The 11993-nt window shown below is 69.5% G+C and carries 9 protein-coding genes; all 9 read left to right on the top strand.

Annotated elements, in window-relative coordinates:
• Window positions 1-91 precede the first annotated feature (91 nt).
• The 9 genes from ACSMXR_RS10970 to rodA all read left to right on the top strand — a co-directional run bounded on the left by ACSMXR_RS10970 (window position 92) and on the right by rodA (window position 11982).
• Window positions 92-2713: a valine--tRNA ligase gene (locus tag ACSMXR_RS10970; RefSeq protein ID WP_473171746.1), complete on the top strand. Its 2622-nt coding sequence runs from the start codon at window positions 92-94 to the stop codon at window positions 2711-2713.
• A 125-nt stretch (window positions 2714-2838) separates the two neighbouring features.
• Window positions 2839-4362, top strand: a complete 1524-nt coding sequence (gene folC / locus ACSMXR_RS10965) for a bifunctional tetrahydrofolate synthase/dihydrofolate synthase (RefSeq protein ID WP_137233041.1) — start codon at window positions 2839-2841, stop codon at window positions 4360-4362.
• A gap of 3 nt (window positions 4363-4365) precedes the next feature.
• On the top strand, window positions 4366-4719 hold the full coding sequence (locus tag ACSMXR_RS10960; protein ID WP_137233042.1) for a DUF4233 domain-containing protein: 354 nt from the start codon (window positions 4366-4368) through the stop codon (window positions 4717-4719).
• A gap of 181 nt (window positions 4720-4900) precedes the next feature.
• Complete coding sequence (gene ndk / locus ACSMXR_RS10955) at window positions 4901-5314, top strand: nucleoside-diphosphate kinase (RefSeq protein WP_137233043.1); 414 nt, start codon at window positions 4901-4903, stop codon at window positions 5312-5314.
• A gap of 288 nt (window positions 5315-5602) precedes the next feature.
• Window positions 5603-6622, top strand: a complete 1020-nt coding sequence (locus tag ACSMXR_RS10950) for a rod shape-determining protein (protein WP_007448937.1) — start codon at window positions 5603-5605, stop codon at window positions 6620-6622.
• Window positions 6623-6805: 183 nt separating this feature from the next.
• On the top strand, window positions 6806-7855 hold the full coding sequence (gene mreC / locus ACSMXR_RS10945; RefSeq protein ID WP_218527533.1) for a rod shape-determining protein MreC: 1050 nt from the start codon (window positions 6806-6808) through the stop codon (window positions 7853-7855).
• Between the two features lie 11 nt (window positions 7856-7866).
• On the top strand, window positions 7867-8532 hold the full coding sequence (mreD, locus tag ACSMXR_RS10940) for a rod shape-determining protein MreD (RefSeq protein ID WP_103513157.1): 666 nt from the start codon (window positions 7867-7869) through the stop codon (window positions 8530-8532).
• A 34-nt stretch (window positions 8533-8566) separates the two neighbouring features.
• Window positions 8567-10789: a penicillin-binding protein 2 gene (mrdA, locus tag ACSMXR_RS10935; protein ID WP_473171745.1), complete on the top strand. Its 2223-nt coding sequence runs from the start codon at window positions 8567-8569 to the stop codon at window positions 10787-10789.
• Window positions 10789-11982, top strand: coding sequence for a rod shape-determining protein RodA (gene rodA / locus ACSMXR_RS10930; protein WP_137233046.1), 1194 nt, complete (start codon window positions 10789-10791; stop codon window positions 11980-11982). The genes mrdA and rodA overlap by 1 nt, the downstream gene beginning before the upstream one ends.
• Window positions 11983-11993: the final 11 nt, after the last annotated feature.

Raw genomic sequence — 11993 nt, 5'->3', positions numbered from 1 at the left:
GAAGCCGTCCTGACATGGGGGATCGGGCCCGACACCGTTACTGAACCAATCCGTTTCAGTGCAGAGCTGTGACGGCCCTAAACTGTCTCCCGTGACCGAGAACTCATCGCAGCAGCCAGCCAGCAACCCCGAACTGCCGACCCAGTACGCGCCGGCCGATGTAGAGGGGAAGCTGTACGAGCGCTGGGTGGAGCGCGGTTACTTCGAGGCCGACGAGCACAGCGACAAGCCGCCGTACAGCATCGTCATCCCGCCGCCGAACGTCACCGGATCCCTCCACCTCGGCCACGCCTTCGAGCACACCCTGATCGACGCCCTCGTCCGCCGGAAGCGGATGCAGGGCTACGAGGCGCTCTACCAGCCGGGCATGGACCACGCCGGCATCGCCACCCAGAACGTCGTCGAGCGCGAGCTCGGCAAGGAGGGCAAGTCCCGCCACGACCTGGGCCGCGAGGCCTTCGTCGAGCGCGTCTGGCAGTGGAAGAACGAGTCCGGCGGCCAGATCTCCGGCCAGATGCGCCGCCTCGGCGAGGGCGTCGCCTGGTCCCGTGAGCGCTTCACCATGGACGAGGGCCTGTCCAAGGCCGTCCAGACCGTCTTCAAGCAGATGTACGACGACGGGCTCATCTACCGCGCCGAGCGCATCATCAACTGGTGCCCCCGCTGTCTCACCGCGATCTCCGACATCGAGGTCGAGTACCAGGAGGACGAGGGCGAGCTCGTCTCCATGACGTACGGGGACGGGGACGAGACCATCGTCGTCGCCACCACCCGCGCCGAGACGATGCTCGGTGACACGGCCGTCGCCGTCCACCCCGACGACGAACGCTACAAGCACCTGGTCGGCAAGCGGATCAGCCTGCCGCTCACCGACCGCACCATCCCCGTCGTCGCCGACCACCACGTCGACCCGGAGTTCGGCACCGGCGCGGTCAAGGTGACCCCCGCCCACGACCCGAACGACTTCGAGATCGGCAAGCGCCACGACCTGCCGTTCCTCACGGTCCTGGACGAGCGCGCCGTCATCACCGTCCCCGGCCCCTTCCAGGGCCTGGACCGGCTGGAGGCCCGCTCCGCCATCGTCGCCGCCCTCCGTGCCGAGGGCCGGATCGTCGCCGAGAAGCGGCCCTACGTCCACTCCGTCGGGCACTGCTCGCGCTGCAAGACCACCATCGAGCCGCGCCTCTCCCTCCAGTGGTGGGTCAAGGTCGCCCCGCTCGCCAAGGCCGCCGGTGACGCGGTTCGCGACGGCAGCGTCAAGATCCACCCGCAGGAGATGGAGAAGCGCTACTTCGACTGGGTCGACAACCTCCACGACTGGACGATCTCGCGCCAGCTCTGGTGGGGCCACCGCATCCCCGTCTGGTACGGCCCGAACGGCGAGGTCGTCTGCGTCGGACCGGACGACGAGGCGCCCACCGGCGAGGGCTGGACCCAGGACAGCGATGTCCTGGACACCTGGTTCTCCTCCGGCCTGTGGCCGTTCTCCACCCTCGGCTGGCCCGAACGGACCGACAGCCTCGCGAAGTTCTATCCGAACTCCGTCCTGGTCACCGGCTACGACATCCTCTTCTTCTGGGTCGCCCGGATGATGATGTTCGGCCTGTACGTCAACGACGGCGTCCCGCCGTTCTCCACCATCGTCCTGCACGGCATGGTCCGCGACGAGCACGGCAAGAAGATGTCGAAGTCCTTCGGCAACGTCGTCAACCCGCTGGACTGGATGGACAAGTACGGCTCCGACGCCCTGCGCTTCACCCTCGCGCGCGGCGCCAACCCCGGCACCGACGTCCCGATCGGCGAGGAATGGGTCCAGGGTTCGGCGAAGTTCTCCAACAAGATCTGGAACGCCACCCGCTTCGCCCTGATGAACGGCGCGACGATCGAGGGCGAACTGCCCCCGGTCGAGGAGATGTCGGTCACCGACCGCTGGATCCTGTCCCGTCTGAACAAGACGGTCGCCGAGGTCGACGCGTTCTACGACGACTTCCAGTTCGCCAAGATCAGTGAGTCGCTGCGCCACTTCGCGTGGGACGAGGTCTTCGACTGGTACGTCGAGCTGTCCAAGACCACGTTCTTCGCGGGCGGCCGCCCGGCCGAGGTCTCGGGCCGGGTCCTCGGCGAGGTCCTGGACGTGATGCTCCGGCTGCTGCACCCGATCGTCCCGTTCGTCACGGAGGCGCTGTGGACCGCGCTCACCGGGCGCGAGTCGATCGTCATCGCCGAGTGGCCGGGCGACTCCGGCTTCCGCGACGACGCGGCCGAGAAGGAGATCGAGCTGGTCCAGCAGGTCGTCACCGAGGTCCGCCGCTTCCGCAACGACCAGGGTCTCCAGCCCGGCCAGAAGGTCCCGGCCGAGCTGACCCTGACCGGCACGGAGCTCGCCCCGCACGAGGCGGCCATCCGCCAGCTCCTGCGGCTCCAGCCCGCCGGGGACGGCTTCCAGGCCACCGCGTCCCTCCCGGTCGCCGGGGCCACCGTCGCCCTGGACCTCTCCGGCACGATCGACGTGGCGGCTGAGCGCAAGCGCCTCACGAAGGACCTGGAGGCCGCGCAGAAGGAGAAGGCCCAGGCCACCGGCAAGCTCGGCAACGAGGCCTTCCTGGCCAAGGCCCCGGACAACGTGGTCGACAAGATCCGCGGCCGGCTCGCCAAGGCCGATGCCGACATCGAGCGGATCGGCGCCCAGCTGGCGGGCCTCCCGCAGACCTGATTCGCTGCTGGACGAAGCCCCCGTACCCCCGACCGACCGGGGATGCGGGGGCTTCCCCGTACGTCTTCCGGACCGTTCGCCGGGCGCTGCGTGCGTTGTCGGTGCCCATCCGTAGACTGGGGCCCGTGAGTGAGCCCCGCCCTTCAGACCGGCACGACGCGTCCGATCCCGACGACACCTTCGAGGAGATCGTCGACGAGGCGACCCAGCGCGACCCCGACCTGGCGGTGATCGAGGCCGGGAGCCGCACACTGCGCACCCACTCGGGCCACCCGCAGGGCGAAGCGGTTCCGGCCCGCCCGGCCGATCCCGAGACCGACAAGGCACTGCGCGCGGTGGAGCAGGAGCTCGCCGGACGCTGGGGCGAGACCAAGCTGGAGCCGTCCGTCACCCGGATCGCCGCGCTCATGGACGTCCTCGGCGAACCGCAGCGCGCCTACCCCTCCATCCACATCACCGGCACCAACGGCAAGACCAGCACGGCCCGCATGATCGAGGCCCTGCTCAACGCCTTCGAGCTGCGCACCGGCCGCTACACCTCCCCGCACGTCCAGTCGATCACCGAGCGGATCAGCCTCGACGGCTCGCCGATCGCGCCCGAGCGGTTCATCGAGACGTACGAGGACATCAAGCCGTACGTCGAGATGGTCGACGCCCAGCAGCCCTACCGGCTCTCCTTCTTCGAGGTCCTCACCGGCATGGCGTACGCGGCCTTCGCCGACGCGCCCGTCGATGTGGCGGTCGTCGAGGTCGGCATGGGCGGCACCTGGGACGCCACCAACGTCATCGACTCCACGGTCGCCGTCGTCACCCCGATCTCGCTGGACCACACCGACCGGCTCGGCACCACGCCGGCCGAGATCGCCGGGGAGAAGGCCGGCGTCATCAAGCCGGGCGCCACGGTCATCCTGGCGCAGCAGCCGGTGGACGCCGCACAGGTGATGCTGAAGAAGGCCGTCGAGGTGGACGCCACCGTGGCCCGCGAGGGCATGGAGTTCGGCGTCACCTCGCGCGAGATCGCGGTCGGCGGACAGCTGCTGACGCTGCGCGGACTCGGCGGCGAGTACGAGGACATCTTCCTCCCGCTGTACGGCGCCCACCAGGCGCACAACGCCGCCGTCGCGCTCTCCGCGGTCGAGGCGTTCTTCGGCATCGGCGCCGAGCAGGCCCGCTCCCTCGACATCGACGCGATCCGCAAGGCGTTCGCCTCGGTGCTCTCGCCGGGCCGGCTGGAGGTCGTGCGCTCCAGCCCGACCGTCGTGCTGGACGCCGCGCACAACCCGGCCGGCGCCAAGGCGGCCTCCGACGGCATCTCCGAGGCGTTCAGCTTCTCCCGGCTGATCGGCGTGGTCGGCACCAGCGGCGACAAGGATGTGCGCGGGCTCCTGGAAGCCTTCGAGCCGATCTTCGCCGAGATCGTCGTCACGCAGAACTCCACCCCGCGCGCGATGGACGCGGACGAGCTGGCCGCCATCGCCGTCGAGGTCTTCGGCGACGACCGGGTGCAGGTCGAGCCGCGGCTCGACGACGCGCTGGAGGCGGCGATCACGCTGGCCGAGGAGGACGACGAGTACGCGGGCGCCGGGGTGCTGGTGACCGGGTCCGTGATCACGGTCGGCGAAGCCCGGCTGCTGCTGGGAAGGGGCTGAGACATGCGGACGCTCTGCGCCTCGACGCTGATCGGCGAGTTCTTCGTGATCGGCTTCGCCGGTCTCGTCGCGATGAAGCTGGACGACGCCTCCATGGCCCTGGTCTGGACGGTGTGCGGCATCGGCATGGCCCTGTCCGTGCTGCTGTGCGGAATGATCACCCGGCCCGGCGGCGTCCAGCTGGGCTGGGCGCTCCAGGTCGCGCTGGTCCTCAGCGGGTTCGTGGTCCCGATGATGTTCATCCTGGGCCTCGCCTTCGGCGGACTGTGGTGGGCCTCGATCCACTACGGCCGCAAGATCGACGAGGCCAAGGCCGACTGGGCCGCCCGGCAGGAAGCCGGCGAGGCCGCGGCCTGAGGCCCGGAGCCTCCCGGCCGGATCACGCCGGGGTCCGCCCGACACGCGCGGCCCGCCTTCGGACCCCGGAAATCCGGGGCCCGAAGGTGACCCTGGGTGAACCCGGGCGCAGACCCGTCTCCGTACCCCTGTAATCTCGCCCTCACCGCACCCGTATGCCTGGCCTTGCAAGGAGCCGTACATGACTCAGCGCACTCTCGTCCTGCTCAAGCCCGACGCGGTCCGCCGTGGCCTGATCGGCGAGATCGTCGGCCGCATCGAGCGCAAGGCCGAGTGGCGGATCACCGCGCTGGAGCTGCGCACCCTGGACCACGAGACGCTGGAGCAGCACTACGGCGAGCACAAGGGCCGCCCGTTCTACGAGCCGCTCATGGAGTTCATGGCCTCCGGTCCCGTCGTCGCCCTGGTGGCCGAAGGCGAGCGGGTCATCGAGGGCATCCGCACCCTGGCCGGCCCCACCGACCCGATCGCCGCCGCGCCCGGGTCGATCCGTGGTGACTTCGGCACGATCACCCGCGAGAACCTCATCCACGCCTCGGACTCCGAGGAGTCCGCAGAGCGAGAACTGAAGCTTTTCTTTCCGGGACTTTCCTGACCCGATCGGCCAAACAGCGCTGTACGCGAGGGGCGACCGAAGTAATTCGGTCGCCCCTCGGCATAGGGTTTGGGATCGCGGGAACGCATCCCTCCGACGTAACGTCACCATGGGTAGAACGGCCACCCGTTCCGCTCACAATGGCGAAGGACCCTCGCGCTGTGTCCGTGCATACGGCACTACGATGGAAGCTTCCACGCCCGCAGCGCCAACCTCGCCTACCAGAACAAGCCATCTTCGCTACCTGGGAAGGCCCGACGCATCCTCATGGGGAACAAGGGGAACTCAATGTCGTTCATCGGCCGTGACATGGCTATCGACCTCGGGACTGCCAACACGCTGGTGTACGTCAGGGGGCGCGGCATCGTCCTGAACGAGCCGTCCGTCGTGGCCATCAACACCAACACCGGCGGAATTCTGGCGGTCGGCTCCGAGGCCAAGAAGATGATCGGGCGCACGCCGGGCAACATCGTTGCCGTGCGACCGCTGAAGGACGGCGTGATCGCCGACTTCGAGATCACCGAGCGGATGCTCCGCTACTTCATCCTCAAGATCCACAAGCGTCGCTATCTCGCCCGCCCCCGGGTCGTCGTCTGCGTGCCCTCCGGTATCACCGGGGTCGAGCGCCGCGCCGTCATCGAGGCATCGACGCAGGCCGGCGCGCGCCAGGTGCACATCATCGAGGAGCCCATGGCCGCCGCCATCGGCTCCGGCCTCCCGGTCCACGAGGCCACCGGGAACATGGTGGTCGACATCGGCGGCGGCACCACCGAGGTCGCGGTGATCTCGCTCGGCGGAATCGTCACCGCCCAGTCGATCCGCACCGCCGGTGACGAGCTGGACAACGCGATCATCCAGCACATCAAGAAGGAGTACTCGCTCCTCCTCGGTGAGCGGACCGCCGAACAGATCAAGATCACCATCGGTTCGGCGTTCGACCTGGAGAAGGACGAGCACACCGAGATCCGTGGCCGCGACCTGGTCTCCGGGCTGCCCAAGACGGTCGTCATCTCGGCCGCCGAGGTCCGCAAGGCCATCGAGGAACCGGTCAACGCGATCGTCGACGCCGTGAAGACGACGCTCGACAAGTGCCCGCCCGAGCTGTCCGGCGACGTCATGGACCGCGGCATCGTCCTCACCGGCGGCGGCGCGCTGCTGCGCGGTCTGGACGAGCGGCTGCGCCACGAGACGGGCATGCCGATCCACATCGCCGAGGACCCGCTGGACTCGGTGGCGCTCGGCTCCGGCAAGTGCGTCGAGGAGTTCGAGGCGCTCCAGCAGGTGCTGGACGCCCAGCCCCGCCGCTAAGGGCGGGCAGAGCATCACCCGATCCGGCGCGCGGACCGCGGACGCTGCGGCTCCGCCCGCCGGATCGTTGATATAGATCGTTGCTGTACACGTATCGATACCTGACGACAGACGTATCGGTGTACGGACAGCGACACCTACACAGGCACGAACATTCCGACGAGGAAGGCACGGCCGCCGCACGTGAGGGACACACGAGAGAGCCGGCTGCTCCTGGTGCTCTTGATCGCCATCGCATTCGCCCTGATCACGGTCGATATCCGAGGCGGCGAGGAGTCACCGGTCGACGGCGCGCGGCAGGCCGCGGCCACCGTCTTCGGGCCGGTCGAGAACGGCGTAGCGGCAGCGGTCGACCCGGTGGGCAACGCCATAGGGGCCGTCCGGGACTCCGGCAACCGGCACGACCGGATCTCCACCCTGGAGCAGGAGAACGCCGCGCTGAAGGCCAAGCTCGGCAGCGACGACCGCACCAACAGCCGGGTCCGCCAGCTCGACGCCATGCTGAAGAACGCGGGCGCCGGACAGTACGGCATCAAGGGCGCCGAGGTCATCGCCATAGGAGCGGCCCAGGGCTTCTCCTGGACGGTCACCATCGACGCCGGTGCCGACGACGGCATCCGCCGCGACATGACCGTCCTCAACGGGGAGGGGCTGGTCGGGCGGGTCACCACCGTCGGGCCCAGCACCGCGACGGTCCTGCTCGCCAACGACCCCGACTTCACCGTCGGCACCCGGATGGAGAAGACCGACGAGCTCGGCTTCGCCACCGGCCAGGGCTCGCGCCCGCTGTCGGTGCAGTTCCTCAACGGCAAGGCCAAGGTGAAGGCCGGCGACCGGCTCGTCACCTTCGGCTCCAGCAAGGACAAGCCCTTCGTGCCCGGCGTCCCGGTCGGCGAGGTCGTCCGCGTCGACCCCTCCGGCGGCGAACTGACCCGGACCGTCTACGTGAAGCCGTACGTCGGGTTCACCAAGCTCGACATCGTCGGCGTCGTCGTCCAGGCCCCCCGCGAGGACCCGCGCGACACGGTCCTGCCCAAGCGGCCCGCCAAGGCGAAGCCGAAGCCGACCCCCACGGTCACCGTCACCGTCCAGCCCAACGGCGATCTGGTGGACGGCTCCGGCAAGGTCGTCGGCAACATCAACGAGCAACCGGGCGGCGACGCCGCCGGTGACGCGGCAGGCGACCAGCAGGGCAACGCCCAACCCGACAACGCGGCCAACGACCAGGAGTAGAGCTGATCCCCATGCGCATCAACCGGACTCTGCTCTCCACCGCCCTGGTCGTCGTCGCCCTGGTCATCCAGGTCTCCGTCCTCGCCCGCCTCCAGCTCCCCGGCGCCGTCCCGGACCTGCTGCTCCTCACCGTCCTCGGACTCGCCTTCGTGTACGGGCCCGTCAGCGGCTCCCTCATCGGCTTCGGCGCCGGCCTCCTCGCGGACCTCGCCCCGCCCGCCGACCACGCCGCCGGGCGCTACGCCCTGGTGCTCTGCGTCATCGGCTACCTCGCGGGCCTGGCCCGGCCGGAGAACGGGCAGCTGAAGTCGGCGTTCGCCCCGATGGCCGTGGTCGTCGCCGCCGCGATCGGCTCGACCCTGCTGTACGCGGGCGTCGGCGCGCTCGTCGGCGACACCGCCGCCCGCCATGTGGGCCTGGGCAGCCTGCTGTTCACGGCCGCGATCTACGACCTGCTGCTGGCGCCGTTCACCGTGCCGCTCATCATGGCGCTGGCCAGACGTACCGAGAACGACCCGATCGCCGAGGCCTCCTCCGGTGGCAGCGACGTCGCCGCCGGCTGGCTCTCCTCGGGCACCGGGCTGCGGATCGGCAACCAGCGCGGCGGCCTGCGCGTCAAGGCCGCCCGCAACCGCGCCGCCCGCGCGGGCAGGATCAAGGGGGTCAAGCGACTGTGAAGCCGTACGCGACAGAGGACGCCGGGGGAACCGCGTGAGCAACATTCCCGAGACCGGGCGGACCCAGCGGGTCCAGATCCGGCTCATCGTCATCCAGGTCCTCGTCTTCTCGCTGCTGCTCACCCTCGGCGGCCGCCTCTGGTACCTCCAGATCCGCAACGGCGACGAGTACACCGCCGAGGCCGCGGGCAACGGGGTGCAGCAGGTCGTCCAGCCCGCCGTGCGCGGCTCGATCCTCGACGCCCGCGGCGTACCGCTCGCCGACAACGAGACCCGCCTCGTCGTCTCCGCCAGCCGCACCGAGCTGCTGAAGATGAAGGACGACGGCGTCGGCGTCCTCACCCGGCTCGCCGACGTGCTGGACATGAAGGTCCAGGACGTCCGTGACAAGGTCCGCCTCTGCGACTCCAAGACCCCCCAGCCCTGCTGGAACGGATCGCCCTACCAGCCGATCCCGGTCACCGACGAGGCCACCACCCAGCAGGCCCTCCAGATCCGCGAGCGTGCCGAGGACTTCCCCGGCATCACCGCCGAACCCACCGCCGTACGCCGCTACACCGCGCCCGGCAAGGCGAAGACCGCACAGGTCCTCGGCTACCTCTCGCCCGTCACCGACGACGAGATCCAGCAGGCGCTGGACGGCCCGTCGCCCTATCTGCGCTCCGACCAGGTCGGCCGATCGGGTCTTGAGCGCACGTACGACAAGGAGCTGCGCGGCAAGGCGGGCGTCACCCGCTACGAGGTCGACAACCTCGGCCGCGTCATGGGCGAGGCCGAGAACGACCCGGCGGTGTCCGGCTCCACCCTGGTCACCAGCCTCGACGCGCGCGTTCAGGCGGTCGCCGAGTACGAGCTCGCCCAGGCGATGAAGACCGTCCGCCAGGAGACCGACAAGATCACCGGCCGGAAGTACGAGGCCGACTCCGGCGCCGTCGTCGTCATGGAGTCGAAGACCGGCCGCGTCGTGTCGATGGCCTCCCAGCCCGACTACGACCCCAACGCCTGGGTCGGCGGCATCTCCGGCAAGGAGTACGCCAAGCTCACCAGCAAGAAGTCCAACTACCCGCTGCTCAACCGGGGCATCCAGGGCCAGGCGCCGGCCGGCTCGATCTTCAAGGTGGTCTCGGCGAGCGCGGCCGTACGCGGCGGCCACGCCTTCAACGACCGCTACGAGTGCAGCAGCTCCTACAGCCTGGGCAACCAGACGTTCGCGAACTTCGAGTCCCAGGGCCACGGCCCCATCACCCTCGGCGACGCGCTCAAGTACTCCTGCAACACCGTCTTCTACCGCCTCGGCCACGAGGAGTGGGTGAAGGACGGCGGCATAAAGCCCAAGAAGGACGCCAAGAACTGGTTCTACACGACCGCCCGTGACTTCGGGCTCGGCGCCGAGACCGGCATCGACCTGCCCAACGAGGTCAAGGGCCGCATCCCGGACCGCCAGTGGAAGCAGGACTTCTGGAAGGCGAACAAGGACGCCTGGTGCAAGGAGGGCAAGAAGGGCGGCACCTACGTCCAGCAGATCGCGTACGAGAGCTGCCTCGAAGGCAACCAGCTCAAGGCCTACGACAGCATCAACTACGCGATCGGCCAGGGTGACGTCCTCGTCACCCCCATCCAGATGGCCACCGCCTACGCCGCCATCAGCAACGGCGGCACCCTCCACGAGCCCACCGTCGGCAAGGCCGTGATCAGCCCCGACGGCAAGACCGTCCAGGAGATCAAGCCCAAGGCCAGCGGCAAGCTGCCGGTCAACGCCCAGACCATCAAGGACCTCGACAAGGGGCTCCGCTCGGTGGTCGAGCCCGGCGGCACCGCCGCCTGGCGGTTCGGCGGCTGGCCGCAGGACAAGATCCCGATGCGCGCCAAGACCGGTACCGCCCAGGTGTACGGCAAGCAGACCACCGCGTGGTTCGCGACCTACACCGACGACTACACGATCGTCATGACGATCTCCCAGGGCGGCACCGGCTCCGGCGCCGCCGGGCCCGCGGTCCGCAAGATCTACGACGCGCTCTACGGCCTCGACGCCGAGGGCAACCAGGACAAGAAGAGGGCCTTGCTGCCGAAGCCCCAGAAGGCGCTGCCGAAGATCCAGCCCGACGGCTCGATCTACGCGCCGAAGGTCAAGCCGTACGACCCCAATCCGGTCACGCCCGAGGAGCAGCCCGGGGGACAGGAACCCCAGCTGCCGCTGCAGCCCGGTGGCCAGCCCGGACTCACCGGGTCACCGGCGTCGACGGGGAGGCAGCCGTAATGGCAGGTGGATTCTCCGTCTCCCGGTACGCCCCCGACGAGGGCTCCTGGGCCAAGCTGACCGCCCGCGACTCCCTCGTACGGCGGCTGGACTGGCCGCTGCTCGGGGCCGCGCTGGCGCTCTCGGCCCTCGGCTCGCTGCTCGTGTGGTCCGCGACCCGCAACCGCGACCACCTCACCCAGGGCGACCCGTACTTCTTCCTCCTGAGGCACGCCCTCAACACCGGCATCGGCCTCGCCCTGATGATCGGCACGATCTGGCTCGGCCACCGCACCCTGCGCGGGGCCGTCCCGGTCCTCTACGGCATCTCGGTGCTGCTGGTCCTGGCGGTCCTCACCCCGCTCGGCACCACGGTCAACGGCGCCCACGCCTGGATCAAGCTGCCGGCCGGCTTCTCGATCCAGCCCTCCGAGTTCACCAAGATCACCATCATCCTGGTGATGGCGATGCTGCTGGCGGCCCGCGTCGACGCGGGCGACCAGGCCCACCCCGACCACCGCACCGTCGCCAAGGCGCTCGGCCTCGCGGCCGTCCCGATGGCCATCGTGATGCTCATGCCGGACCTCGGCTCGGTGATGGTCATGGCCGTCATCGTCCTCGGCGTCCTGCTGGCCTCCGGCGCCTCCAACCGCTGGGTCTTCGGCCTCATCGGCGCGGGCGCGGGCGGGGCCGTCGCCATCTGGCAGCTCGGTCTGCTCGACGACTACCAGATCGCCCGCTTCGCCGCCTTCGCCAACCCCGCGCTCGACCCGGCGGGCGTCGGCTACAACACCAACCAGGCCCGTATCGCGATCGGCTCCGGCGGACTCACCGGCACCGGACTCTTCGAAGGCACCCAGACCACCGGTCAGTTCGTGCCCGAGCAGCAGACCGACTTCGTCTTCACCGTCGCCGGTGAGGAGCTGGGCTTCCTCGGCGCGGGCCTGATCATCCTGCTCCTGGGCGTCGTCCTGTGGCGCGCCTGCCGGATCGCCCGCGAGACCACCGAGCTGTACGGCACGGTCGTCGCCGCCGGGATCATCGCCTGGTTCGCCTTCCAGGCCTTCGAGAACATCGGCATGACGCTCGGCATCATGCCGGTCGCCGGACTGCCGCTGCCCTTCGTCTCCTACGGAGGATCCTCGATGTTCGCCGTCTGGGTGGCGATCGGACTGCTCCAGTCGATCCGGGTGCAACGGCCCATGTCCGCCTGAACCCGGACGCT

It is taken from the genome of Streptomyces sp. DSM 106670, from assembly GCF_055792845.1.
This window is presented reverse-complemented; position numbering and strand designations above follow the sequence as displayed.

What these genes read in the sequence shown, in the direction of transcription:
- ACSMXR_RS10960 (WP_137233042.1), top strand. Translation starts at nt 4,366, where the DNA reads ATGCGGACGCTCTGCGCCTCGACGCTGATCGGCGAGTTCTTCGTGATC.
- ndk (WP_137233043.1), top strand. Translation starts at nt 4,901, where the DNA reads ATGACTCAGCGCACTCTCGTCCTGCTCAAGCCCGACGCGGTCCGCCGT.
- ACSMXR_RS10950 (WP_007448937.1), top strand. Translation starts at nt 5,603, where the DNA reads ATGTCGTTCATCGGCCGTGACATGGCTATCGACCTCGGGACTGCCAAC.
- mreD (WP_103513157.1), top strand. Translation starts at nt 7,867, where the DNA reads ATGCGCATCAACCGGACTCTGCTCTCCACCGCCCTGGTCGTCGTCGCC.
- rodA (WP_137233046.1), top strand. Translation starts at nt 10,789, where the DNA reads ATGGCAGGTGGATTCTCCGTCTCCCGGTACGCCCCCGACGAGGGCTCC.